The sequence below is a fragment of the Corynebacterium suedekumii genome (assembly GCF_030252185.1).
In the GTDB taxonomy this organism is placed as follows: Bacteria; Actinomycetota; Actinomycetes; order Mycobacteriales; family Mycobacteriaceae; genus Corynebacterium; species Corynebacterium suedekumii.
Genome location: NZ_CP126970.1, coordinates 2,826,324 through 2,850,660, shown reverse-complemented (window position 1 = coordinate 2,850,660; position 24,337 = coordinate 2,826,324). Strand labels below are relative to the sequence as shown.

Below are 24,337 nucleotides of genomic sequence, written 5' to 3'. Positions count from 1 at the left end.
CCGCCTATAACCGGGGGATCGCCGCCAGCAGCGAGCGGGTGTACTCGTGCTGCGGGTTCGCCCACACCTGTTCGGTGGGGCCGTGTTCGACGATGCGGCCCTGGTGCATGACGGCGACGCTGGTACAGACCTCGCGGACGACGGAGAGGTCGTGGGAGATGAACACCAGGGTGAGGCCGTATTCGTCGACGAGGCGGTCGAGCAGGTCGAGGACCTGGGCGCGGACGGAGACATCGAGGGCGGAGACGGGTTCGTCGGCCAGCAGGATCTCCGGTTTGCCGGCGACGGCGCGGGCGATGGAGATGCGCTGGCGTTGGCCGCCGGAGAACTGGTGGGGGTAGCGGCCGGCGGCATCCTCGGGCAGGCCGACCTCGGTGAGCACCTCGGCGACGCGCGGCGAGTGCCGCCGCCCCATGCCCTCGGCGATGGACCGGCCGACGGACAGCCGGGGGTTGAGGGAGGAGTGGGGGTCCTGGAAGACGACCTGGACGCCGGCGTCGACCTCCACGACTCCGGAGTCTGGGGAGTCGAGGCCGGCGAACTGACGCAGGAGCGTGGTCTTGCCGGAGCCGGAGCCACCGACGACGCCGAGGCGCTCACCCCGGCGGACCTCGAGGGTGACATCGTCGAGTGCCAGCGTCGTCCCATAGCGGCGGGTGACCTCACGCAGCGCCAGGACCGGTTCGCCCACCGGGCCCACCTCGGCGGGGGATCCCGGCAGGGAGGCGGCGACGAGTTTCTGCGTGTACGGGTGGGCGGGGGCGCGAAGGATCTGTCCGGTCGGGCCCGCCTCCACGATCTCGCCGCCGGACATCACCAGCACCCGCCGGCACATCCGGTTGATCACCCCGAGATCGTGGGTGATGAACAGCAGGGACACGCCCTTCTTGTCCACCAGTTCGTCGAGAAGGTCGAGGATCTGGTCCTGGACGGTGACGTCGAGGGCGGTGGTGGGTTCATCGCAGATGAGCAGCTCGGGGTCATCCGCCAGGGCCATGGCGATGAGGACGCGTTGGCGTTGGCCGCCGGAGAGTTCGTGGGGGTAGGCGGTCATGCGGGCGGGGTCGAGGGCGACGTCCTCGAAGAGGTCGGCGACGTCCGTCCGGCCGGCGGCCTCGGCGACCTGTCTGCCCACGGTCATGAGCGGGTCGAGGGCGGTCATGGGTTCCTGGAAGACCATGGACACCACGGAGCCGCGCAACCGCCGCATGCGCCGGTCGTCGAGGCCGATGATCTCCTGCCCCATGACCGTCACCGACCCGGAGGCCGACAACCCGCGGGGGAGCAGGCCCATGACGGACAGGGCGGTCAGCGACTTGCCGGAGCCGGATTCGCCGATGATGCCCAGGCGTTCGCCGGCGCCGAGGTCGAAGGAGATGTCATGCAGCAGCGGTGCTGAGGTGCCGGGGCCACCACCGGAGACGCTGCTGCTCACCCGCAGGCCGGAGACGGTGAGGACGGATTTGCTCGGTGCGGTCATCGTCGGCTCCGGTGGGGGTCGAGGGCGTCGCGGAGTCCGTCGCCGAAGAGGTTGAAGCCCAGGACGGTGACGGCGATGGCCAGGCCGGGCCACAGGGCCAGCTGCGGGGCGGAGCCGAGGGAGGCCTGGGCGGACTGGAGCATGCGGCCCCAGGACGGGTCGGGCGGGGAGGTGCCCAGGCCGAGGAAGGACAGCGCGGCCTCGGCGAGGATGGCCAGGGCGAAGGCGACGGAGGCCTGGACGACGATGACCCCGCCGATGTTGGGTAGCACGTGCCGTACGGCGATGACCAGGCCGGGTACCCGGGAGACGCGGGCGGAGGCGATGTAGTCCTGGGTCATCACCTGCAGGGTGCCGGCGCGGGCGACGCGGGCGAATCCGGGGATGCCGGCGATGCCGATGGCCACCATCGCGGTGACGGTGGATGCCCCGAAGACGGCGCCGGTGATGATGGCCAGGAGGAGGGCGGGGAAGGCGAGCATGAGGTCGGCGCCGCGCATGATCAGGGCCTCGGTCCAGCCGCGCCGCATGCCGGCCCACACGCCGAAGGGCACGCCGATGAGGGCGGAGATGCCGACGGCGACGAGCCCGACGAACAGGGTGATCTGCGCGCCGGCCATGATGCGGGAGAACACGTCGCGCCCGTAACGGTCGGTGCCCATGAGGTGCTCGCCGCTGGCGCCGAGGAGCCGGTCGGCGGGCACGGCGTGGACGGGGTCGTAGGGGGTCCACACGAGGGAGATCAGCGCCATGAGCACCGTCGCGGCGACGATGACCAGGCCGATCCAGCCGGAGACAGGGAGTCGTCTCATGCGCTCCTCCTGATCCGCGGGTCGATGAGCCGGTAGGCGACGTCGACGACGAGGTTGACCGTCAGCGTGAACACGACGAGCAGCATGACGATCGTCTGCACCGTCGTGAGGTCACGCCGGGCCACCGAGTCGAGCAGCATCGACCCGAGCCCGGGGATGAGGAACACGCGCTCGATGACCACGGCACCGACGATGAGCGAGGTCAGCTGCAGCCCGGTCACCGTGAGCACCGGGAGTGCGGCATTGCGCAGTCCGTGGCGCCACAGCGCCTCGCTTATCGACGCCCCCGTCGACCTCGCCGTCCGCATGAAGTCACGGTCCATGACCTCGAGGATCGCCGAACGCACGTAGCGGGTGAGGATCGCCGCCTGCACCGCCGTCAGCGCGATGACCGGCAGGATGAGCCGCTGGAGGAAACCACCGACGTCCTCGTTAGGTGGGATCCACCCGTTGGCCGGCACCCAGCCGAGCTGCACCGCGAACACGGTCACCAGGAGGATGCCGGCGAGGAAGGAGGGGATGGCGATGCCGATCTGGGAGGCCCCGGACACGGCGACCCCGTCGGGCCGGTCCGCGCGCCGGGCCGCCCACATGCCCAGCGGGACGGCGATGAGCAGGGAGGCGATCATGGCCACCCCGCAGAGGATGAGGGAGACCTGTGCCCGGTCGAGGACGAGAGGGGTGATGTCCTGGCGTGACGCCAGCGAGACCCCGAAGTCACCGGTGAGCAGACCACCCACCCACTCGAGGTACTGGACGACCAGCGGCCGGTTCGTCCCCAGCTGCTCCGCCAGCGCGGCGACGGCCTCATCGGTGGCGGTGACACCGAGGGCCACCCGTGCCGGGTCGCCCGGGATGGCGCGCAGCAGCAGGAAGATGGCCACCGAGGCGAGGAACAGGGAGACGAGGAAGCGGGCGATGACGCGGAGGATCATGACTTCTCCATTCCGGCCAGGGCCAGGGCGTCGGTGACCACCGTCGGGTTGATGCCGGTGACACCGGGGGAGGAGACGACGATGTTCGGCTGGTTAAACACCGTGAGCGCACCCGCCTCGGACATGATCGTGGCCACGGCCCGTTCCATGTCCGGCACAGGGTCGGCGGCGGTGTCCGCGGCGAGCAGATCGGCGCGGACCGATTCGTTGTCGTAGCCGAGGTAGTAGTCGGGGTTGCCGAACAACGCCGGGATGTCCCGGGCTCCACGTGCGCCATGATCGACATGTCGTAGTCCTGCAGGGTCATCACCTCCGTGATCCACACCGCCGGGAACTCCACGCTGGTGAGGTTCACCTCGAAGCCGACGTCGGTGAGCTGCGAGTAGACCAGTTCGGAGATGTTCTGGGCGTACGGGAGGGAGGGGACGGCGATGGTGATCTCGGGGTGGTCCACGGCGGCGTCGGCAAGCAGCTGCCGGGAACGCTCCGGGTCGAAGGGGACGTGGTCCTCGCCGGTGAACCACGGGTCGGTCGGCGGGACGGGTGCGCCACCGGTGTCGGTGGCCAGGCCCTCCCACACCACCTGGTTGACGGCGTCGCGGTCGATGGCATGCGCGACGGCCTGCCGCACCCGCACGTCGTCGAAGGGCGCGCGGTCATTGTTCATGGACACGATGACCTCGCCGTTGGTGGTGCCCACCTCCACGGTCACGTCCTCGGGCAGGGTGTCCAGCAGCTCGGGCGCCTGCATCGCCCACACCAGGTCGATGTCCCCGGAGCGCAGCGCGTTGACCGCCGAGGTGGCGTCGGCGAAGTAGCGGATCGCCGCATCCTGGTGGGCGGGCTGCCCCCAGTAGTCCGCCCGGGTGGTGAAGGAGACGGACTCACCGACCGAGAACTGCTCGACCTCATAGGGGCCGGTGCCGACCGGGGTGGTGGCCAGCTGATCCACCCCCGTCGGCGACATCATCGCACCGGTGAGCGTGCCCATCGACCACAGCCACCGGTTCGACGGCCGCTCCAGGGTCACCCGCAGGGTGCGCGCGTCGACGGCCTCGGCGGCGGCGACGACGTCCATCTGCGACTTCAGCCCGTTCGTCCATTCGTCGCGCACGTAGTCGATGCTGAACGCCGCCGTCGCCGCGTCGAAGGGCGTGCCGTCGGAGAAGGTCACCCCCTCGCGCAAAGTGAAGGTGTAGACCGTGTTGTCCTCGCTGACCTCCCAGGAGGTGGCCAGGTGGGGGACGATCTCCCCGCTCTCGTCGATGCGGACGAGCCCCTCATAGACATTCGCCATGAGCGCCTGCGGGATCGCCGCCCCGCCGGTCGTGGTGAAGTCGAGGGACGCGGGCGCGCCGGTGGTGCCCACCACCAGGGCATCCTCCCCGGCGACCCGGCCCACCTGCGAGGCGGTGTGCCCGGCGGAGCAGGCCGCCAGCACCGCGCTGAGCAGGACCGCCATGACGGCGGCCACCCGACGTACTGTCATGCCCACAGGGTAGTGGGGCACGGTGTCCAGGGGGAAACTACCGGGGAAACTACCGGGGCCCCTCAGGGCCTGCAGGTGTGGAGATCATCGTCAGCCCCGACGGGGTGTCCCGGACGGAGTTGATGGTGAAACTTGCCTTGTCGAAGAGGTAGCGGTCGTCGGAGGACTCGATCGGGGTGCCCTCGGTGGTGAACGCACGTCGACGCACCCGGAGCAGGGGAGTACCCACCGGGACGTCGAGCAGGGCGGCGTCCTCCTCATCGGCGCCGATGGCGTCGATGGTCCGGGTCGCGGTGCGGATGTCCACCCCGGAGGTGATGAGGTGCTGGTAGATCGACCCGGAGTCGGTATCGAACGCCAGGACATGCTGCCCGACCTCGAAGGGGTAGTTGAGCCGCTCCACCATGGCCGGTTCCCCGTCCATGAGGCGCAGGCGGAAGACGGAGACCACCGGCGCCCGGTCCGGGAGCTCGAGGGCCGCGGCGAGGGCGTCGTCGGCCGGTTTGCGGGTCACCCACTGCGTCACCTGCCCCGGTTCGATACCGGAACGCACGCACCACTGGCTGAAGGAGAAGATGTTGTCGAACGACTGCGTCGGTACCGTGTCCAGCACCCGCGAACGACGCCCCTGACCGGAGGAGATGACGCCCTCGCTGCGCAGGAGTGACAGTGCCTGCCGGACCGTGCCCCGGGCGGAGTCGAAACGCCGGCACAGCTCCGCCTCGGACGGCAGCGGATCACCCGGCTCGAAGGTGCCCTCCCGGATGGCGTTGCGGAGGTAGGCCGCTATCTCCTCGTACTGCTGGGGTCGGGCCACGGCTGTCTCCTCGGCGGATGAACTTCTCTGAACAAGGTCGGGGTATTGGTGGACATGTTACCGCCGATCCGGCAATCACACACGGGGAAGCGGGTGACACGAGGGGATGTGAGCGCGGCCGAGTGGCTGACTTGGTTAACTTTTCATGAACTTGTCTAGGCAGGAATGGCGGCGGCGGGGGTGGGGCGGAATGATGGCCCGCATGACCTCCACTCCTGATCTCATCGTCGTCGGCTCCGGCATCATCGGCCTGGCCACCGCCTTCCTCGCCCACGAACAGGGCCGTACCGTCACCGTCATCGACAGTGCCGACCGCCCCGTCGGCTCCTCCATCCAGAACTTCGGTCACGCCTGCTTCACCGGCCAGGCGGACATCATCCAGGACGTCGCCGCCGTGGCACGCGACGGCTGGCGCCGCGCCGCTGCGGCAGCCGGCTTCTGGGCCGCCGAGTCCGGGACCTGGATACCCGCCACCACCGATGCGGAGATGCAGGTCCTGCGGGAATTCGCCGACCATCGCGGCGCGGACCAGGTGACGCTTGTCGACGCCGCCGGGGTCGCCGCCGGCATCGGCCATCCCGGCCTCGCCGCGGTGGGTGGGGCCCACCTGCCGTGGGACATGCGGGTCAACCCCCGGGAGGCCGCCCCGGTGTTGGCCGACTGGCTGGCGCGTGAGGGAGTGGCATTCGTGTGGAACACCCAGGTCACCGGCGTGGCTGACGGGGTGGTCGAGACCGTGCGTGGCGACTTCCGGGCGACGGATGTCGTCGTCTGCCCCGGTTACCGCCTCATGGGGCTGTTCCCCGAGCTCGCGGAACGCCACGAGCTGCGGGTGTGCACCCTGGTCATGACTCTCATCGACCGTCCCGACCGGATTCCGGCGGAACTGGGCATGCTCACGGGCACCTCGCTGGCGCGCTACGACGGTTTCGCCGCCATGCCGGGTGCGGGGGCGCTGCGGGAGGAGCTGGCCCACCGGGAGCCTGAACTGGTGGACTGCATCGCCAACCTCATGGTCGCCGGCATCCCGGGCGGTCTGCTCGTAGGTGACTCCCACGCCTATTCCCTCAGCCCGGAACCGTTCATCGACGAGGAGATCGGGCAGCTCCTGCTCAACCGGGCGACCGGGCTGCTCGGCATCGACCGGCCCGTGGTGCGGCAGCGGTGGCTGGGACAGTACGCCGACAGTCCCGCGACCAATCTCATTCTCGACCGCCCCGACTCCCGCACCACCGTCGCGGTGGTCGCCTCCGGGATCGGCATGACCCTCTCCTTCGGGGTCGCCGACCTTGCGCTCACCGGTGGAAGCGTGTCCGGTTTCAGACCGGCGGGCGACCGCCGGGTTACCTGTACATGAACTCTTTGAACTCGCCTAGACAAGTTTCGGCACCGCCCCCCACAATGAGGGAGAACCCGCAGACGGCGGGTAACCCCCGCCCTCCACGAAAGGCAGTCCCCATGTCCCACCGCCTCGCCCGGACCACCGCAGTACTCGGTACCGCCGCCCTCACCGCAGCCGTCCTCACCGCCTGCGGCTCCTCCGACGCCGACAACGCCGACGGCGGCTCCGCCTCCGGCGACACCATCACCTTCGCCGCCGTCCCCGCCGAATCCTCGGCCACCCTGGAGTCAACCTTCTCCAACATCACCGCCCTCATCGAGCAGGAGACCGGCGCGACCGTCGAGTTCCAGAACGCCTCCGACTACGCCGCCGTCATCGAGGGAATGCGCGCCGGCCAGGTCGACGTCGCCTCCTTCGGCCCCTTCTCCTACGTCATCGCCAAGGACTCCGGCGTCAACATGGAACCCGCCGCCGCCCCGACCCATGACCCGGAGACCGCCCCCGCCTACACCTCCCTCGCCTACGTCAAGGCCGACTCCGACATCCAGGGCATCGAGGACCTCGCCGGCCGCAACGTCTGCTTCGTCGACCAGGCCTCCACCTCCGGATACCTGGTCCCCATGAAGGGCCTCATGGACGGCGGCATCGACCTCAACGAGGACCTCACCCCGATCCTCGCCGGTGGACACGACGCCTCCCTGCTCACCCTCGACGCCGGCGACTGTGACGCCGCCTTCGCCCACGACACCATGCTCAAGACCCTCGAGGAATCCGGCCAGGTGGAACCGGGCTCGCTGCGGGCCGTGTGGGAGTCCGACCCCATCACCGAGGACCCGATCAGCGTCAACCGGGACTCCCTCGACCCCGAGCTCGCCGACCAGATCATCGAGGTTCTCCGCGAGAAGGCCAGCAAGCCGGCCCTCGTCGAGGCCGGGATCTGCGAGTCCGAGGATGACTGCGTCCTGCCCGAGGAGATCGAGTGGGGCTACCTGCCCGTCTCCGACGAGGACTTCGACCCGATCCGCGAGATCTGCGAAGTCACCCAGGCCGAGGCCTGCCAGAACGTCGGCTGATCGGAGACACCCGGATGAACACCACCCGACCCACCCCCGACATGCAACGGGAACTCGACGCCATGTACGCGGTCCAGATGAACGTCGTGACCAAGGACTTCGGCGGCGGAGTACTCGGTCTCGACGACGTCACCGTCGGCTTCCGGACCGGTGGCATCACCGTCCTGCTGGGCTTGTCCGGTTCCGGCAAATCCACCCTCCTGCGCCACATCAACGGGCTGCACACCCCGACCACCGGCTCCATCCGGGTCCTCGGCCGGGACGTCACCCGCGCCTGTGGTGCAGAACTGCGTGACCTGCGTCGCGACATCGGGGTCATCTTCCAGAGCTTCAACCTCGTCGGCCCGATGTCCGTCCTCGAGAACGTGTGCACCGGCCGCCTCGGTTCCCTCCGGGGACCGCGCCTGAGTCTCATGATGTACCCGAGGAGCGTCCGCCGGGAGGCGATGGAGAAGCTCGACCGGGTCGGTCTCGCCGACCGGGCCTTCCAGCGTGCCGACACCCTCTCGGGCGGCCAGCAGCAGCGGGTGGCCATCGCCCGGGCGCTCATGCAGCACCCGAAGGTCCTGCTCGCCGACGAGCCGGTCGCCTCCCTTGACCCCGTGTCCTCCCTCGAGGTGATCAACCTCCTGCAGACCATCTCCGCGGAGGACGACCTCACCGTCATCGCCTCCCTGCACCAGGTGCAGCTGGCCATCGACTTCGCCGACCGCATCATCGGTCTGCGCAGCGGTCAGGTGGTGCTCGACCAACCGACCCAGGGACTGAGCGCCGAGCAGGCGTCGGAGATCTACTCCAGCGTCTCCGGTCTGGATGCCGTGGACGACTCCGCTCCGGACGCCGCGGACAGCGAGGTCCGTCGATGAGTACTGCGACAACCACGACGCCGCCGACCCCGGCAGCCGCCCGGCCTTGTCCCTCGCTCAACTCCACGGCGGCGGCCGTGGTGCTGCTCGGTATCGTCGTCGCGGGCGCCTGGTCGGTCAGCGAGATCGGGATCAGCGTCCGGACCATCGCGGACTCCTTCGACAACGCCGTCAACTTCATCGGCCGTACGCTGCCGCTCGACTTCCCACCGCTGGGGGAGACCGTCGCCCTCGTGGTGGAGACCCTGGCCATCGTGTTCCTCGCGACCGCCCTGTCGGTGGCGTTGTCGATCCCGGTCGCCCTGTTCTCGGCGACCCCGACGACGACCGGCCGGACCGCGAAGTGGGTGGCCCGGACGGTGACTGTCCTGGCCCGCGCCATCCCGGACCTCGTGCTGGCCATCATCTTCCTGCGCATGTTCGGCCTGGGCCCGGCAGCCGGCATCCTGGCCATGGGCATCCATTCGGTCGGCATGATCGCCAAGCTCTACGGGGACGCCATCGAGGAACTCGACGACGGCCCCCGCCAGTCCGTGGAATCCGTCGGCGGTACCCGTCGACAGCAGATCACCGCGTCGATCCCGCAGGTGCTCATGCCGCAGATCATCGCGACGGCCCTGCACCGCTTCGACATCAACCTCCGGACCTCGGTCCTGCTCGGCTACGTCGGCGTCGGCGGCATCGGCCTGGCCATCTCCGACTCCCTCCGGGTGCTCAACTACCAGCGGGGGATGGCACTCGCCGTCATCGTGCTGGTCCTGTGCATCCTCATCGAGCTGATCTCCGGTGCCATCCGTGCCGCGATCATGAACCGTTCGGGCGGTTCGGTGGTCGGTGGCACCTGGGCTGACCGGATGCTCAACCGTCGGGGCAGCACCCCTGCCGGGTCCGGCGACCTCGATCTCACACCGCCGTGGACCATGGACCGGGTGCGTCGATTCGGCGCCGTCATCCTGCTCGCAGTGCTCACCGTCCTCGCCTTCATCGAGGTGGATCTCTCGTGGCGGGACATCTGGAAGGGCCTGGCGGATCTGCCCGCCACCCTGGGGTTGTTCTTCCCTCCGTCCGCCCGCGGCTCCATGGACGCGATCATCGAACAGCTGCTGGTGACAGTCCAGATCGCTCTGGCGGCCACGTTCCTCGGTGCGATCCTCGCCATCCCGATCGGTGTCCTCGCCGCCCGTAACGTCGTGGCCAACCGCTACGTCCACGGTGCGTTCCGCACGTTCATCGTCATCGTCCGCGGTATCCCCGAGCTCATTCTGGCGATCATCTTCGTCGTCATCTCCGGCCTCGGTGGGGTGGCCGGCACCCTCGCCCTGGCGGTGGGGGCGGTCGGTCTGTTGTCCAAACTCGTCGCCGACTCCCTCGAGGAGACCGACGTCGAGGTCCAGGAGGCGCTGCGCACCGCCGGTGCCTCGGAACTGCAGATCTTCTTCTCCGCCACCGTCCGGCAGGCGGCCCCGGCCTTCATCGCCCACACGATGTACCTGTTGGACACCAACATCCGTTCCGCCACGCTGCTCGGTGTGGTCGGTGCCGGAGGTGTCGGCTACCTGCTGCTCAACGCCTCGCGAATCAACCAGTTCGACGTGGTGACGATGATCCTGCTGCTCATGGTCGCCGTCGTCCTCGCCGTCGAGGCGGTCTCGATCTGGCTGCGCAACAGCGTCCGTTAACTGTCTCAATCTCACTCATCCAAGGAGTCCGAATGTTCACTCTCGCCGTCTTCGACATGGCAGGTACCACCATCAATGACCGGGACGAGGTGTACCGCGTCCTGCGGGAGGCCACCGAACGGGAGGGTGCCCGCTACAGCGACGACCAGTTCCAGGAGTGGATGGGCACTGAGAAGAAGTGGGCCATCCGTAACCTGCTGGAGATCGGTGGCGTGGAGCCGGGCGAGGAGCTGGTGGAGAAGGCGTGGGAGTGGTTCCGGGCGGAGCTGCGACGCGCCTACACCGAGAACCCGCCGGTTCCGCTCGACGGCGTCGAAGAGGCACTGCGGACTCTCCGGGCAGACGGGGTGAAGGTCGGGCTGACCACCGGGTTCAGCCGGGAGATCGCGGATCTCATCTTCTCGGCGATGGGCTGGCGGATCGGGGACCAGTTTGACACGACCGCCACCGGCGACGAGGTGGCGGCGGGGCGCCCGGAGCCGTTCATGATCCAGCAGGTGATGGCGACCACCGGGGTGACTGATCCGGCCCAGGTCGTCAGCGTGGGGGACACCGCCTCTGATGTGGTGTCGGCCCAGCGTGCGGGTGTCATCTCCGTGGGAGTGCTCACCGGGCACCTGGACAGGGGAGACTTCGAGCGGCTCGGCGCTGACCGGGTGCTGGACTCCGCCGCGGACCTGCCCACTCTCCTTGCCGGCGCCCACTGATGGGGACGGCACAGGCTCAGGTGTGGCTGGGTGACCAGCGGTTCCAGCTGTCCGAACTGGCACTGCCGGAGCTGGCGGACGGTGAGGTGCTGGTCCGCATGACCACCGCCACCATCTGTGGATCGGACCGGCACACGGTCTCCGGGCGACGTCCGGGCGCGTGCCCGTCCATTCTCGGCCACGAGGGCGTGGGCACGGTGGTCACCAGCCGCCGGCCCGGAATCGCCCCCGGGCAGCGCGTCGTGTTCTCGGTGACCTCCACGTGTGGACGGTGCCGGAACTGTGCGCGGGGACTGAGCGCGAAGTGTGAGGAGGTGCTCAAAGCCGGCCACGAGCATGTGGAGGGGGCCTGGCCCCTGTCCGGCACCTACGCCTCACACATTCATCTCCGGGCTGGCCAGGCTGCGGAGATCGTGCCCGACAGTATCCCGGATGCGGTGGCCTCGACCGCCGGGTGCGCCGTGGCCACGGTGATGGCGGTCCTGGAGAGGGCCGGTGATCTCGTCGGGCGGACGGTCCTGGTCAACGGGGTCGGCATGCTGGGCATGGTCGCGCTGGCGGCGGTGCGTGCCGGTGGAGCCGGGACAATCATCGCCTGCGACCCCAGTCCGGTGTCGCGGGACCTGGCGCGTCCGTTGGCGGACGAGGTGGTCGCTCCGGGAGATGATCACCTGGTGGATGTGGCGCTGGAGTTCTCCGGCGTAGCCCAGGGGGCTGACGCCTGCATCCGGTCCCTGGACCTGGGGGGAGTGGCGGTGCTCGCCGGAACGGTGGCACCGGTGCCCGACGTCAGCGTTGACCCGGAATGGGTGGTTCGGGGGTGGCGCACCATCACGGGCGTCCACAACTACGAACCGCGTCATCTACGGGAGGCGGTCGGGTTCCTCGACTGCGAGGGGGATCAGCTGCCCTGGGACCGGATTCTTGACGGTCCCATCTCACTCGCAGAGCTCCCGGCGGCGTTCGCGTCGCCGTCGGGAGCCCTGCGGACGGTGGTTGCCCTGGATTCCTAGCCGGTCAGCTGGCCGGGAGATCGTCGGACACACCCTCGTGCGGCGCGAGCCACGCGGGGGTCGGGGTGCCGCGCACGCTGTTGAGGTGCATCGCCAGATCCTCGGCGTTGTAGCGGTAGTCGGCGAACTCGAGGATGTGGCCCTGCTTGTCGGAGGCCACGAGCCCGAGGCGGAGAAGGGGTGAGCCGGGTGCGATGCCCAGTAGGCGGGCGTCCTCGTCGGTGGCGAGCATGGCGGAGACGGTGCGGGTGATGCTCTCGAAGTCGACGCCCTTGTCCAGCAGGACGCGGTGGATGGAGCCGCTGTCGGTGTCGAAGTCGAGGATGTGCTGGCCGATCTCGGCGGGGAAGGCGATGCGTTCGACGGCGATGGGCTCGTCGTCGGCCAGGCGCAGGCGCAGCATGGAGACAACTTTCTCGCCCTCGGTGACCTTGAGGTGCTGGGCGGTGATCTCGTCGGCGGGGCGGCGGGCGATCCATTCGGTGCGCTGGCCGGGTTCCTTGCCCAGGGACACCAGCCACTCGGAGATGGAGAGGATGGAGTCGAAGGTGCCGGTGGCGGCGGTGGTGAGCACCGTGCTGCGCCGGCCGCGACCGGTGGAGATGAGTCCTTCGGTGCGCAGCAGGGACATGGCCTGGCGGACGGGTCCCCGTGAGGAGTCGAACTGCTGGCACAGTTCGGCCTCGGACGGGAGCTCGTCGCCGGGACGGTAGGTGCCGTCCTGGATGGCCGCCCGGATGTGGGTGATGATGGTCTCGTAACGCTGGGAGGTCTTGCGGGGCATCGTGGCTGCCTGACCCATGCGTAGGCTCCTTTTGAACATGTGCCGGGAAGGGTCTCCCCGGCGGGGGGGGATGAGAAATGGCGAGAAAGCCCGCCTGCTTCTCAGGTGGCTTACTATTTTCTAAGTTTTACCACAAGCATATATCAATGCACGTGACTTTTCGAAGAATTCTTATCTACTAGATTTACCGTACCAGTGACTGTCGAGGTTATCACCAGTTGTGGGGTGGTCCTAATTTCTGAGTCGATTGACAGGATGTTGTATAAAAATCCCATATTTACCGCAGGGAACTTTCGCACCCTTCCTACCATTGTGTATGCGCAAGGAAGGTTGGCGTTACATTTATGTCCCAGTCGTGGGGTGTATCCAGCGCCGATGGGGTTTCTGGCCGGGGGGACGCCGTTGGTTCCCGACGTCGCTGGTGGCATATGGATATGTGGTCGTCGGGATGCTCGACCCGACATTGTCTGTGACGGACTCGTCTGCGCAGGGATAGCTGGACAACCCCGTTCTGCTCGCCGGTCATGGCCGGATGTTGTACATATAGGTATGGACTGTCGCAGTGATATTGTCCTCCGTTGATATATGGAAGGCACATATGCTCCTCAGGGACGGGCGGACGCCGTTTCACCCGCAGACGAACGTGCAGGGGAGATAACCACGGAATGGGTTAAGATCGCGCCATCATGGACACGATCACCCTGCGTCCCTCGGCGGCCCACCTGGCCCGAAGCCGGGCCGTCATCATCGGCGTGATCTTCCTCGTCGTCCTGGCCCCGATCCTTCTCGGCCTGCTCTGCTCGGCCCGCGCACAGGCCGACCCGACACTGGAGTCCTTCTACCTCGTCGCCACCGCCGCGCCGGCCACCGGCATGCTTCTCTCCCTCATCATGCTGGCGGTGGTCCTGCACCGCCGTTCCCGCCCCACCCTGCGTATCGACGACCGCGTCACCCTCCCGCGCACCGGCGTCACCTTCCCCCTGTCACAGCTGAGCCACATCCAGCTCTACTCCCGGCCGGGCCGCGGCACCTTCCTCGTCCTGCTCCCGGCGCACGTCCCGGAGCGGGTGGGACGGTCCGGCGAGGATACCCGGGCCCTGGCGCCGTACACGGTGCGCTTTCCCGAGGGGGCGACCCCGCAGCCCTTTGAACTCGTCGACCTGATCCGTGCGCGGGTGCCGGAAGTGGGCGTCGACAAGCTCGGGACGGTGCGGTCACGGTAACCTGTCTCCGTTACCCGCCACGACGACGAGAGGCATCCACATGTCCACCGGAGAATCCGGTAGTAAACGGGCTCTTCCGGAATCAGAGTGCATTGATCCGATCCTGAAGCCGGCCGGAGTGAATGAGTGACCGCAAGATGTAGTGCTTGAGGTTGCGGAAGCCCAGGGCGATCCCGCGCAGGTGCTCGAGGCGGCCGTTGATGGCCTCGACGGGTCCGTTGGAGGCACCCACGTCGAAGTAAGCGAGGATCTCGCGATGCCGTTTCCACAGTGAGCGACCGAGCTGCGCGAGCTCGGGCAACTCCGTTGGCACACTGGCCCGGATCGACTTGAGGAGCTTGTACATCGCGATCTTGCCCTCCCGCTTGCCCGAGGCCTCGTAGGCGGCGATGAGTCGCTGGTAGACGCCGTAGGTGACCTCCACCGCCGCGTGCGCATCATGGGCGGTGAACGCCTTGAACAGGCGGACCTTCTGCTTGTCGGTCAGCAGCTCAGCGCGGGTGCGCAGGATGCGGCGGATCCCGTACAGGGGGTCATCGGCCCGTCCCCGGTGCCCGGTGGTGGCCTGCTGGATCCGCTGGCGGCACACGGTGAGCTTGTCCGCGGCAAGATGCACGACGTGGAACGGATCCATCACCGTCCGTGCTGCAGGAACAGCTTTCGCCGCAGCGGAATGGTAGCCGGCGAAACCGTCCATCGTGACAACCTTGACTCGATCCCGAAACACCTGGTCACGGGCGTCCAGCCACTCGGTGAGCACCTTCGCCGAACGCCCCGGGACCATGTCCAACAGGCGGGACGGGCCAGTGCCGTCCACGACTGGGGTCAGGTCGACCAGCACGGTGACGAACGCACTGCTGCCGTCGCCGCGCACGTGCTTCCACTTGTGCTCATCGACACCGAGAACGCGGACGCCATCGAAGTGTCCGGGCTGCTCGTAGACCATCGCGCGAACCTCCGAGACCGCCAGGTCATTGACCAAATCCCACCCCAGCCCGAGGGCCTTGGCCACCGCGGACACGCTGGTGCGGTCGATCGCCAGACGCTGCAGGATCCAGCGGCTGCAACGGCGGGTGGTCTTGGCCCGCGGCTCAGCCAACGCCGGCATCCGCTGCTGGAAAATCCTCGTAGCGCACTCGGTGTTGTCGCAGGTGAAGCGCGGTACCCGCACGTGCAGTCTGGTGGGATGCCCGACGATCGGTAGATCCGTGACCTTCCGCTGGACGTGGTCCCGCAAACGGCCCGCCATCCCGCACTCGGCGCAGATCGGGTCGAGTGTGACCGGGGCGCAGAACAGGTGCGTGAGCTCGTCAGCCACAGCGGCGTCGGTGATGGTCACCCCGAGCTCGACGGTGCGGCAGATGGTGTCGGCGAGCAGGCTGGCGGTAGCGTTCAAAGCGGGTCCTGGGGATGCGAAGTGCTGGTGTAGGAACTTGCATCTTCACACGCCCCAGGACCCCTACATCTTGTGCCTCACCGCATCACCGGCGAACCCCAGCTATGCACTCCGGATCCGGAAGGGCCAGTAAACGTAATCTGTTCGGGTTGAAGTCGGACCCGGGCATCTTCCTCGGAGCGGCGGGATGCATTCTCGTCTTCGTCGTCTCCACGATCATCCTCGGGGCGACCGCCCGGGACGCGTTCACCGTCATCTCCGGTGGACTGATGACCTACTTCGGCTGGATGTACATCGGCGGCGTGTCCCTGGTGTTCATCTTCCTGCTCGGCGTCTTCGTCTCCCGCTACGGCCGACTCAAGCTCGGTGACGACGACGAGGATCCCCGCTACCCGCTGCCCGTGTGGTTCTCCATGATCTTCGCCGGCGGCGTCGGCGCGGTGCTGATGTTCTGGGGCGTGGCCGAGCCCATCAACCACGCCTTCAACGTGCCCATGGCCAACGCTGACCCCATGTCCGAGGCCGCCATCGGGCAGGCGTTCGTGTTCACGTACTACCACTTCGGCATCCACATGTGGGTCATCTTCGTGCTGCCGGGCCTGGCACTGGGCTACTTCATCTACAAGCGCAAGCTCCCGCCGCGCCTGTCGTCGATCTTCGCCCCGCTGCTCGGCGGCCGGATCTACTCCTGGCCGGGCAAGCCCATCGACATCCTCGCCATCATCGGCACCACCTTCGGCATCGCCGTCTCCGTGGGTCTGGGCGTGCTGCAGATCAACTCCGGCCTCAACAAGATGTGGGACGTGCCGCAGGTCAGTTGGGTGCAGCTGGTGATCATCCTCGTCATCACCGGCCTCGGCTGCCTCTCCGTCGGCGCGGGCCTGGAGAAGGGCATCAAGCTGCTCTCCAACATCAACATCGCCCTCGCCGTGGCACTGATGGTGTTCATCCTGGTCACCGGACCGATGCTCACGCTGCTCAAGTTCGTCATCGAGTCCTTCGGCATCTACGCCACCGGCCTGCCCGAGGTGATGTTCTGGACCGACTCCTTCGACGACAACCCGGGCTGGCAGGGCACGTGGACGATGTTCTACTGGGCGTGGACCATCTGCTGGTCGCCGTACGTGGGCATGTTCGTCGCCCGCATCTCCAAGGGCCGGACCGTCCGCGAGTTCATCGCCGGTGTCCTCGCCCTGCCGACCATCTTCGGCGTCATCTGGTTCGCCATCTTCGGCCGCGCGGGCGTGGAGATGGAGCTGGCGGACCCGGGTGCGCTCACCCAGCCGGTCGTCGTCGACGGCGATGTGCCGCAGGCGCTGTTCGGCCTGCTCGACGCGTACCCGCTCACCACCTTCAGTTCGCTGCTGGCCATCGTGGTGATCGTCATCTTCTTCGTCACCTCGATCGACTCCGCCGCCCTGGTCAACGACATGTTCGCCACCGGCGAGGAGGACACCAGCCCGACGTCCTACCGCATCGGCTGGGCGTTGGCCATCGGCGCGGTCGCCGGTGCGCTGCTGCTCATCTCCCCGGCGACGGGTATCGCCACGCTGCAGGAGGTGGTCATCATCGTGGCCTTCCCCTTCTTCCTCATGCAGTTCATCATGATGTACTCCCTGGTCAAGGGTATGAGTGACGATGTCGCCGCCCAGCGCCAGCTGCGCACCCGCCAGTGGGAGAAGACCGACACCGCCGAGAAGCTCGAGGCCTACGAATCCCGCCCGGCCCCGGGCTATGACGCCGAGGGCAACCCGCTGCCCGTCCCGGTGCTCGAGCACGACGACGACGGCAACATCGTCATCCCCGGCAACGTGGTCATCGGCGGCGACCTCGGCGTGGTCGGCGACCTCACCGACGATCCGGACGAGGCCGCCGAGATGGAGTCCCGGTTCCGGATCGTCGAGCAGTCCCGCCCCCGGACCCAGGACAACTGGTAGCCGCCCCTACCGGCCCGGAGCCCCGGCCATGTCTGCCGGGTCCAGCTGCCAGGCGTCGGCGAGGATGTCCATCCCGCGCATGACGTCGGCGTTGGAGGTGCCCTGCAGGGAGATCATCAGCTCGTCGGCGTTGGCGGTACGGGCGAAGCCCTCGAGGTAGTCCCGGACCTGCTCGCCGGTGCCCACGCCGGTGAAGCGCAGCATGTCGATGATCTGGCGGCCGTGGTGGGACTCGATGATTGCGTCGAGCTGCTCCTCGGTGAGGTGCTGGCCCCGCCCGGCCATGGCGCGGACCCGCTCGCGGTATACACCCTCGAGCTGGCGGGAGGCCTCCTGGGCGGTGTCCGCGGCGACGACGTTGACCGCCGCGATGACGTAGGGCTCGGCCAGCGTGTCCGAGGGCTTGAAGTTCTCCCGGTAGTAGCGGGTCGCCTGCTCGAGGTGGGTCGGGGCGAAGTGGGAGGCGAAGGAGTAGGGCAGGCCCAGCTCGGCGGCCAGCGTGGCGCCGAACATGGAGGAGCCGAGGATGTAGAGCGGCACGTTCGTGTTCGCGCCCGGGATGGCCGACACACCCGGGATGCGGGAGCGGCCCTGCAGGTAGGCGTTCAGTTCCATGACGTCCTGGGGGAAGTGCTCGGCTGCGTTGGGGTCACGGCGCAGGGCGCGGCCGAGGGTGTTCATGTCGGTGCCGGGGGCGCGGCCCAGTCCAAGGTCGATGCGGTCGGGGTAGAGCTCGGCGAGGGTGCCGAACTGTTCCGCGATGACGTAGGGGGAGTGGTTGGGCAGCATGACGCCGCCGGCGCCGAGGCGGATCTTCTCGGTCTTCGCCCCGATGTGGGAGATGAGCACCGCGGGGGCGGAGGAGGCGATGTGCTTCATGTTGTGGTGCTCGGAGTACCAGATCCGCGAGTAGCCGAGCGCCTCCGCGCGCTGCGCCAGGTCCACCGACCGGGCCATGGACTGTGCGGCGGTCTCACCGGGGTAGATGTGGCAGAAGTCGATGAGCGACAGGGGCAGCGGGGCAGACATGAAAAAATCACCTTCCGGATGTTGGGGTCTCACTGACCCCAACACTACGGAGGGTGATTCTGTTCCGGCCCGGATCAGGCGCTGACGGCGACCCGCTGCCCGCGGGAGAGGGCGGGGTCGGTGGGCTTCGCGACGTCGATAAGCAGACCGACGATGAAGCCCACGACGGTGGGCAGCACCCAGCCCAGGCTGAGATCGTGCATGGGCGACCAGCTGATGAGCGGCTCGATGACCGAGCTGCCCCAGCCGAGGTCGTTGAGGGTGACCAGGGCGGACCAGAGGACGGCGACCCAGATGCTCAGGCGGAAGGTCCAGAAGAGGTTGACCTTCCGGTAGAGCAGCGGCTGGATGAGGGTGACGAAGATGAGGGCGATCGCCGGCGGGTAGATGAACCCGATGACCGGGGCGGCGACGGCGAGCACGGTGGACAGGCCCTGCGTCGCCAGCGCGAAGGAGAGCAGCGAGAAGCCGATGGCCCACGCCTTGTAGGAGATCGCGGGGACGAGCAGGTGGAAGAACTCGCTGGTGGCGGCGATGAGGCCGACGGCGGTGGTGAGGCAGGCGAGCAGGACGATGAGGCCGAAGATGATCTGGCCGGGGTATCCCATGGCCAGGTTCGCGGCGTCGGCGAGCAGGCCGGCGCCGTTGTCGTACTGGCCGGGGTCCGGGATGATCTGGCCGATGAAGCCGAGGGCGACGTAGACGACGCCGAGCATGAGGCCGGCGCCCAGGCCGGCGAGGATGGTGCTGCGGACCAGCGGCTTGCCGGCGGGCAGGGCGCTGTTCTTCAGGGCGGAGATGACGATGATGCCGAACGCCAGGGACGCGATGGAGTCCATGGTGAGGTAGCCCTCGAGCAGGCCGGCGGCGAACGGGGCGTCCGCGTACTTCTCACCCGGGGTCAGCGGGGTGCCGTCGAAGGTGGCCACGGCGATGACCACGAGCAGGAACAGCAGGACGAGCAGGATCGGGGTGAGGAACTTGCCCAGGTTGTTGACGATCGACGTCGGGTTCCACGCCAGTCCGAGGGCGACACCGAAGAAGATGAGGTTGAACGCGCCCGAGGCGAGGAGGGAGTCCCAGCCGGTCAGCGGCTGGATGGCGGTCTCGTAGGAGACGGCGCCCGTCCGCGGCAGGGCGTAGAACGCACCGATGGACAGGTAGGCGATGATGGGGAACACCAGCCCGAAGATCCGGCCACCGCGGGAGGCGAGGTCACGCAGGTTGTCGCCCGAGATGGCGATGGCGATGATGCCCAGCACCGGCAGCAGCACGCCGGTGCCGAGGAAACCGATCATCGCCGGGGTGAAGTTCGTCCCGGCCTCCACGCCGAGCATCGGCGGGAAGATGAGGTTGCCGGCTCCGAAGAACATGGAGAAGAGCATGAAGGCGGTGACGAGGATCGTCAGGGGCAGGTTCTTGGACAACTTGGTCATGTGGCGCACGTTTCACGTCTGGGGGCGGACTGGTTGATGTGACACGTCACGTTACTCCGGGGTCGTGGGGATAGCGGAATCGTGGCAGGGGACCCGCCCACCGGTTGAGCACCAGCTGTGACGTGGCTAACGTGGGGACATGATTCAGTGGAGGAAACCGACGGCTCCCCGGCGGCTGCGCACCCTGCCCATCCCGCGGGGGCCGGTGAACATCGCCCGGCAGATCTTCCTGCGGGCGGCGATCTCCGGGTTGTCCGCCGTCTACGCCGCCTACCGCGTGCACCCGGCGGTGTGGCGGTTCACCGCCCGCAACTACCACCCGAAGCTGGAGGAGTTCGCCCGCCTCAACGCGTGGATGATGTGCCAGCACGGCTTCCTCGACGTGCCCGCCTACCAGGATCACCTGGCCCGCCACGGCTGGGAGTTCCGGTGGTGGGATCTGGCGAACTACCCGGAGACCACGAAGGACAACTACGTGCGCCGCTACACGGAGCAGGAGCGGTCGTGGAAGGGGAGGCTGAAGACGATCGGCACCGTCGTCGACGAGTCCTCCGGATCCTCCGGGCAGCCGACGAACTGGATGCGTTCGAAGTCCGAGCTGTACACCATCCACAAGAACCTCGCCGGGTTCACCACCATGCTCCACGGGTCGAGGAACCTGTTCTGCATCAACGCCTTCTCCATGGGGGCGTGGGCCACCGGCACGAACACGGGCCTGGCGATGGCGCAGGTGGCCACGGTGAAGAACACCGGCCCGGACCTGGACAAGATCCTCGACACCATGGAACATTTCGGGCCCGGGCACACCTACCTCATCACCGCCTACCCGCCGTTTCTCAAGCACGTAGTCGACCGGATGGATCAGGAGCCGGAGAAGTGGCGGACGTACCGCATCAACGCCTTCGTCGGCGGGGAGGCGATGACCGAGGGGCTGCGCGACTACCTCGAGGCCCGCCTCGGCCGGGTGTACTCCGGCTACGGCGCCTCGGATCTCACCATCGGCCTGGGCGGGGAGACGGATCTGTCGGTGTGCATCCGCAAGGCGTGTGTGGCCGACCCGGACTTCCGCCGCGCCCTGCTCGGGGAGGACGAGGCGCGCACCCCGATGATCTTCCAGTACAACCCGCTGGAGACCTACCTGGAGACCACCGCCGACGATGAGCTGGTGGTCACCCTCAACACCACCGCGGTGATGAACCCGAAGCTGCGCTACAACATCGGCGACGAGGCGACGCTGTACTCCTTCCCCGAGATGATGGAGCTGCTCGCCGACCACCCCCGCGTCGAGCAGAACTGCCGTCGCGCGTTCCGCCACCAGCGGATGAAGCTGCCGTTCCTGCTGCTCTACGGCCGCAAGGACGCCACCATCTCCTACATGGGCGCCAACATCTACCCCCTCGACGTGGAGAACGGCCTCTACGGCGACCAGCGGTGGGCGCCGCACATCGAGTCCTTCCGCACCGAACTCGTCGAGGCCACCGACCTGGAGACCCGCCCGGTCATCCACGTCGAACTGCGTGCCGACGCCGCCCTGACCCACACCGAACGCACCACCATGTCCGCCGCACTCGCCGAAGGCGTGGTGGCCCACCTCGCCTCGGTCTCCCGCGACTTCCGCGAATCCCTCGAGGAGGACGCCAGCGCCGGGGAGATCACCGTGCGCCTGCACGAGCACCGCACGGCCCCTTCGCCGGCGACGACGCCGAGCGGATCAAGAACGTCTACCTGGTCACGGACGATTAAGGACACCTGATGCGCACCACCGACTTCTCCGCCGCCCCGCCCCAGGGCCGCGCCGGCGCCTTCTTCTTCAGCTGCAACTACTACCACTCGCCGCTGGGCATGGTCCGCCAGGTCATCCGCTGGCCCAAGCTCTCCGCCCGCCTGCGCGCCACCCCGGGGTACCTGTGGCACCGCTCCTACTACCAGTTCCCGCTCGGCATCGGGCTGCTCGTCGGTTTTGACACCCAGGAGTCCCTCAAGGAGTTCGCCCGCACCCCCGAACACGTCGAACTCATGCACTGGCTGCTGCCCGAGGACCCGGACCAGGAGGTGGCCAAGGGCGGTTTCATCCGCATCCTCGTCCCGCAGGAGCACGGCTACACCAACGGCAATTGCAACGCGCAGGGGAGGATGTCGATGATCCGCCGCTTCGCACCCCTGGCCGGGGAGAGCGACCCGCCGGCGACCACCCCGCTCACCGACCCGCCCGTCGGGCCCGCCCGCCTGGTCCGCAGCACCCTCGCCGTGGTCCGCGACACACTCTTCGGACCCCGCCGATGACCGTGCACGTGGAGGAGGTGACCACCCGCCGGCAGCTGCGTGAATTTCTTGACCTGCCCGTCCGCCTCCACACCGCCGCCGGCACGACCGACCGCTCCGTCCCGCTGCTGCGCTCGGAGATCCGCAGCTGGTTCACGGGACAGCACTGGTTCCCCGGCATCTCCTTGTGGCTGGCACGCACGGACACCGGCACCGCCGTCGGCCGGATGATCACCCACCACTCCGACGCCTTCGACGTCGAGATGGGGCAGCGCACGGGCCTGTTCGGGGCGCTGGAGGGAGTCAACGCCGAGACCGTCCGCACGCTGGTCCACGCTGCCGCCGACCATCACCGCGCGCGTGGTGCCACCCGGCTGTTCGGCCCCGTCACCCCGTTGCCGAACGTCACCGGCGGCATCCTCCGCGCCGGGTTCGACCACCCCGGGTTCCTGGACACCGTGTGGACCCCGCCCTTCTACGCGAGGGTCCTGGCCGAGGCGGGGCTCGAGCCCTGGGGCATCGCCGACACCTGGGAGGTCGACGTCGCCGGCATCCCCGCCGACGCCCGCCGTGCCCCGGGCGCCGAGGAGTGGCGCGAACGGGGCCTCACCCTGCGGCATCCGCGCCGTTTCCGCTCGACGCTGGCCGGAGACCTGCGCCCGGTGCTCAACGCCTCCTTTGCCCAGTTGCCCTACTTCACCCCGATCGGGCCCGCACAGATGGCCGCCCAGCTCGACGGCCTCGGCGTGATCATGGATCCCGAACTGATCATCCTCGCCGAGGACGGTGCCGAGGTGGCCGGGTTCATCGTCGCCGTCCCCGACCCCGTGGACATCCTCCGCGCCCACGACGGCCGTCTGAACCTGCGCGCCGGGCTCGACCTGCTGCGGTGGCGACGCCGCGGGCGCGACGTCGTCCTCATCGTCCAGGGCACCCGCCCCGACCACCAGGGCCGCGGCATCCTCGGCCTCATGATCCGCCAGCTCTACGCCCGCCTCCACGCCGGCGGCTACCGACGCCTCCGGGTCACCTTCATCGGCCGCGACAACCCCGGATCGGCCCGCGTCTTCGAGAAGGTCGGCGGCCGCCCCCTCCACGAACTGTCCGTCTACCAGCAGGAACTGTGATGATCGACGCTGCCCTGCGTGCCGCCGCCCGCGCGCCCTCCGCCCACAACACCCAGCCGTGGATCGTCACCGTCGACGGCGACCTCGTCACCGTCACCGTCGACCCCGACCGCCTCCTGCCGGTCGCCGACCCGCACCACCGCGACCTCCTCCTCGGCCTCGGCTGCTGGGTCCAGTCCTTCGCCATCGCCGCCCGCGCCACCCTGGAATCCGTCACCGGCACCGCCCCGCACGTCACCCTCACCCTGCGTATCGACGCCGCCCCACCCCACCCCTTCACCATCGCCGACCTGGAGCACCGCCAGGTCGACCGCGGCCGCCTGCACCCCGACCCCGCCACCCTGGTCACCGTCCTCACCGACGTCCCCGACGAGGTCGTCGTCGAGGACATCCCCGAGTCCGTGTGGCGACGCCTGGCCCCCACCGCGCAGCTGCACCTGGCCAGCACCCCGGCCATGCTGCGGGAGACCCTGTCCTGGCTGCGTCTGCATCCGGACGACCCCCGCTACACCGAGGACGGCCTCACCGCCGACTGCCTGCGCATCCCCCGCCGCCTCGGCGTGGTGGCCCACCGGCTGCTCCGGTCCCGCCCCGGACAGCTGCTCGTCGACATCTCCCACCGCTGGCACCGGCCCGCCCGCCTCCTCGCCCGACTCGTGCCGGCCGGGTCATCGGCACCCACCCGGGTCGTGTTCGGCATGACCCCGGCACCCGAGGACGAGGCCGACTGGATCGACGCGGGCCGCCACCTCATGCGCCTGTGGCTGGCCCTCGACAAGGCCGGACTCCGGGTGGCGGTGGCGTCGGAGTTCAAGGACGAACCCTCCTGCGCCGCCACGATCGCCGAGATCGCCGGCACCACCCCCTGTGCCGTGTTCTCCGTCGGCCGGTCGACCGGGGACGTCCCCCGGTCACACCGGCTCACCTAGT

21 protein-coding genes are annotated in these 24,337 nt (G+C 68.4%); 12 read left to right on the top strand and 9 right to left on the bottom strand.

Annotation, left to right across the window (positions count from 1 at the left end; translation table 11 throughout):
• Positions 1-4: 4 nt before the first annotated feature.
• The 5 genes from QP029_RS14165 to QP029_RS14145 are packed head-to-tail and all read right to left on the bottom strand — an operon-like array spanning position 5 to position 5,533.
• On the bottom strand, positions 5-1,480 hold the full coding sequence (locus QP029_RS14165) for an ATP-binding cassette domain-containing protein (protein WP_284874879.1): 1,476 nt from the start codon (positions 1,478-1,480) through the stop codon (positions 5-7).
• Positions 1,477-2,292, bottom strand: coding sequence for an ABC transporter permease (locus QP029_RS14160; RefSeq protein WP_284874878.1), 816 nt, complete (start codon positions 2,290-2,292; stop codon positions 1,477-1,479). Before QP029_RS14160 ends, QP029_RS14165 begins: the two co-directional genes overlap by 4 nt.
• Entirely contained in the window at positions 2,289-3,176 is an 888-nt protein-coding gene (locus QP029_RS14155) for an ABC transporter permease (protein WP_349293728.1), read from the bottom strand. The genes QP029_RS14160 and QP029_RS14155 overlap by 4 nt, the downstream gene beginning before the upstream one ends.
• On the bottom strand, positions 3,100-4,716 hold the full coding sequence (locus QP029_RS14150; protein WP_349293713.1) for an ABC transporter substrate-binding protein: 1,617 nt from the start codon (positions 4,714-4,716) through the stop codon (positions 3,100-3,102). Before QP029_RS14150 ends, QP029_RS14155 begins: the two co-directional genes overlap by 77 nt.
• Before the next feature lie 49 nt (positions 4,717-4,765).
• On the bottom strand, positions 4,766-5,533 hold the full coding sequence (locus QP029_RS14145) for a GntR family transcriptional regulator (protein WP_284874876.1): 768 nt from the start codon (positions 5,531-5,533) through the stop codon (positions 4,766-4,768).
• Between the two features lie 202 nt (positions 5,534-5,735).
• On the opposite strand from QP029_RS14145, the gene QP029_RS14140 reads away from it, so the two are divergent.
• The 6 genes from QP029_RS14140 (at position 5,736) to QP029_RS14115 (ending at position 12,213) form a co-directional block, all read left to right on the top strand.
• Entirely contained in the window at positions 5,736-6,890 is a 1,155-nt protein-coding gene (locus tag QP029_RS14140; RefSeq protein ID WP_284874875.1) for a TIGR03364 family FAD-dependent oxidoreductase, read from the top strand.
• Positions 6,891-6,991: 101 nt separating this feature from the next.
• Positions 6,992-7,948, top strand: coding sequence for a phosphate/phosphite/phosphonate ABC transporter substrate-binding protein (locus tag QP029_RS14135; RefSeq protein ID WP_284874874.1), 957 nt, complete (start codon positions 6,992-6,994; stop codon positions 7,946-7,948).
• Between the two features lie 14 nt (positions 7,949-7,962).
• Positions 7,963-8,814: a phosphonate ABC transporter ATP-binding protein gene (phnC, locus tag QP029_RS14130; RefSeq protein ID WP_284874873.1), complete on the top strand. Its 852-nt coding sequence runs from the start codon at positions 7,963-7,965 to the stop codon at positions 8,812-8,814.
• Complete coding sequence (gene phnE, locus QP029_RS14125) at positions 8,811-10,493, top strand: phosphonate ABC transporter, permease protein PhnE (protein ID WP_284874872.1); 1,683 nt, start codon at positions 8,811-8,813, stop codon at positions 10,491-10,493. Before phnC ends, phnE begins: the two co-directional genes overlap by 4 nt.
• A 32-nt stretch (positions 10,494-10,525) precedes the next feature.
• Positions 10,526-11,200, top strand: coding sequence for a phosphonatase-like hydrolase (locus QP029_RS14120; protein WP_284874871.1), 675 nt, complete (start codon positions 10,526-10,528; stop codon positions 11,198-11,200).
• Positions 11,200-12,213 (top strand): zinc-binding dehydrogenase, encoded by a 1,014-nt coding sequence (locus QP029_RS14115; RefSeq protein ID WP_284874870.1) that lies wholly within the window; start codon positions 11,200-11,202, stop codon positions 12,211-12,213. The genes QP029_RS14120 and QP029_RS14115 overlap by 1 nt, the downstream gene beginning before the upstream one ends.
• Positions 12,214-12,217: 4 nt before the next feature.
• Here the strand turns inward: QP029_RS14115 and QP029_RS14110 are convergent, their stop codons facing one another.
• Positions 12,218-13,015, bottom strand: a complete 798-nt coding sequence (locus QP029_RS14110; protein ID WP_284874869.1) for a GntR family transcriptional regulator — start codon at positions 13,013-13,015, stop codon at positions 12,218-12,220.
• Between the two features lie 668 nt (positions 13,016-13,683).
• Here QP029_RS14110 and QP029_RS14105 point away from each other — a divergent pair.
• Complete coding sequence (locus tag QP029_RS14105) at positions 13,684-14,220, top strand: hypothetical protein (protein ID WP_284874868.1); 537 nt, start codon at positions 13,684-13,686, stop codon at positions 14,218-14,220.
• An 82-nt stretch (positions 14,221-14,302) separates the two neighbouring features.
• Here the strand turns inward: QP029_RS14105 and QP029_RS14100 are convergent, their stop codons facing one another.
• Positions 14,303-15,616 carry an ISL3 family transposase gene (locus QP029_RS14100; protein ID WP_284874867.1) on the bottom strand — a complete coding sequence of 438 codons (1,314 nt, stop codon included), beginning with the start codon at positions 15,614-15,616 and terminating at the stop codon, positions 14,303-14,305.
• Between the two features lie 104 nt (positions 15,617-15,720).
• Between QP029_RS14100 and QP029_RS14095 the strand changes: the two genes are divergently transcribed.
• Complete coding sequence (locus tag QP029_RS14095; protein WP_284874866.1) at positions 15,721-17,553, top strand: BCCT family transporter; 1,833 nt, start codon at positions 15,721-15,723, stop codon at positions 17,551-17,553.
• 6 nt (positions 17,554-17,559) lie between these two features.
• Here the strand turns inward: QP029_RS14095 and QP029_RS14090 are convergent, their stop codons facing one another.
• Positions 17,560-18,582, bottom strand: a complete 1,023-nt coding sequence (locus QP029_RS14090; protein WP_284874865.1) for an LLM class flavin-dependent oxidoreductase — start codon at positions 18,580-18,582, stop codon at positions 17,560-17,562.
• Positions 18,583-18,656: 74 nt separating this feature from the next.
• Positions 18,657-20,018, bottom strand: coding sequence for a branched-chain amino acid transport system II carrier protein (gene brnQ / locus QP029_RS14085; protein ID WP_284874864.1), 1,362 nt, complete (start codon positions 20,016-20,018; stop codon positions 18,657-18,659).
• 139 nt (positions 20,019-20,157) lie between these two features.
• Between brnQ and QP029_RS14080 the strand changes: the two genes are divergently transcribed.
• Genes QP029_RS14080 through QP029_RS14065 form a run of 4 tightly spaced genes read left to right on the top strand, consistent with a single transcriptional unit; the run spans position 20,158 to position 24,336 of the window.
• Positions 20,158-21,771, top strand: coding sequence for a phenylacetate--CoA ligase family protein (locus QP029_RS14080; protein WP_284874863.1), 1,614 nt, complete (start codon positions 20,158-20,160; stop codon positions 21,769-21,771).
• On the top strand, positions 21,771-22,301 hold the full coding sequence (locus QP029_RS14075; protein ID WP_284874862.1) for a hypothetical protein: 531 nt from the start codon (positions 21,771-21,773) through the stop codon (positions 22,299-22,301). The genes QP029_RS14080 and QP029_RS14075 overlap by 1 nt, the downstream gene beginning before the upstream one ends.
• Positions 22,298-23,407: a GNAT family N-acetyltransferase gene (locus QP029_RS14070; RefSeq protein ID WP_284874861.1), complete on the top strand. Its 1,110-nt coding sequence runs from the start codon at positions 22,298-22,300 to the stop codon at positions 23,405-23,407. The genes QP029_RS14075 and QP029_RS14070 overlap by 4 nt, the downstream gene beginning before the upstream one ends.
• A complete protein-coding gene (locus tag QP029_RS14065; protein WP_284874860.1) occupies positions 23,407-24,336 on the top strand; it encodes a hypothetical protein in 930 nt (309 codons plus the stop codon). Before QP029_RS14070 ends, QP029_RS14065 begins: the two co-directional genes overlap by 1 nt.
• Position 24,337 lies beyond the last annotated feature (1 nt).

Bases quoted from the DNA above. Each gene is read 5' to 3' on its own strand.
- QP029_RS14165 (WP_284874879.1), bottom strand. From the start codon at position 1,480: ATGACCGCACCGAGCAAATCCGTCCTCACCGTCTCCGGCCTGCGGGTG.
- QP029_RS14160 (WP_284874878.1), bottom strand. From the start codon at position 2,292: ATGAGACGACTCCCTGTCTCCGGCTGGATCGGCCTGGTCATCGTCGCC.
- QP029_RS14150 (WP_349293713.1), bottom strand. From the start codon at position 4,716: ATGACAGTACGTCGGGTGGCCGCCGTCATGGCGGTCCTGCTCAGCGCG.
- QP029_RS14140 (WP_284874875.1), top strand. From the start codon at position 5,736: ATGACCTCCACTCCTGATCTCATCGTCGTCGGCTCCGGCATCATCGGC.
- QP029_RS14135 (WP_284874874.1), top strand. From the start codon at position 6,992: ATGTCCCACCGCCTCGCCCGGACCACCGCAGTACTCGGTACCGCCGCC.
- phnC (WP_284874873.1), top strand. From the start codon at position 7,963: ATGAACACCACCCGACCCACCCCCGACATGCAACGGGAACTCGACGCC.
- phnE (WP_284874872.1), top strand. From the start codon at position 8,811: ATGAGTACTGCGACAACCACGACGCCGCCGACCCCGGCAGCCGCCCGG.
- QP029_RS14120 (WP_284874871.1), top strand. From the start codon at position 10,526: ATGTTCACTCTCGCCGTCTTCGACATGGCAGGTACCACCATCAATGAC.
- QP029_RS14115 (WP_284874870.1), top strand. From the start codon at position 11,200: ATGGGGACGGCACAGGCTCAGGTGTGGCTGGGTGACCAGCGGTTCCAG.
- QP029_RS14110 (WP_284874869.1), bottom strand. From the start codon at position 13,015: ATGGGTCAGGCAGCCACGATGCCCCGCAAGACCTCCCAGCGTTACGAG.
- QP029_RS14105 (WP_284874868.1), top strand. From the start codon at position 13,684: ATGGACACGATCACCCTGCGTCCCTCGGCGGCCCACCTGGCCCGAAGC.
- QP029_RS14095 (WP_284874866.1), top strand. From the start codon at position 15,721: ATGCACTCCGGATCCGGAAGGGCCAGTAAACGTAATCTGTTCGGGTTG.
- QP029_RS14090 (WP_284874865.1), bottom strand. From the start codon at position 18,582: ATGTCTGCCCCGCTGCCCCTGTCGCTCATCGACTTCTGCCACATCTAC.
- brnQ (WP_284874864.1), bottom strand. From the start codon at position 20,018: ATGACCAAGTTGTCCAAGAACCTGCCCCTGACGATCCTCGTCACCGCC.
- QP029_RS14080 (WP_284874863.1), top strand. From the start codon at position 20,158: ATGATTCAGTGGAGGAAACCGACGGCTCCCCGGCGGCTGCGCACCCTG.
- QP029_RS14075 (WP_284874862.1), top strand. From the start codon at position 21,771: ATGCGCACCACCGACTTCTCCGCCGCCCCGCCCCAGGGCCGCGCCGGC.
- QP029_RS14070 (WP_284874861.1), top strand. From the start codon at position 22,298: ATGACCGTGCACGTGGAGGAGGTGACCACCCGCCGGCAGCTGCGTGAA.
- QP029_RS14065 (WP_284874860.1), top strand. From the start codon at position 23,407: ATGATCGACGCTGCCCTGCGTGCCGCCGCCCGCGCGCCCTCCGCCCAC.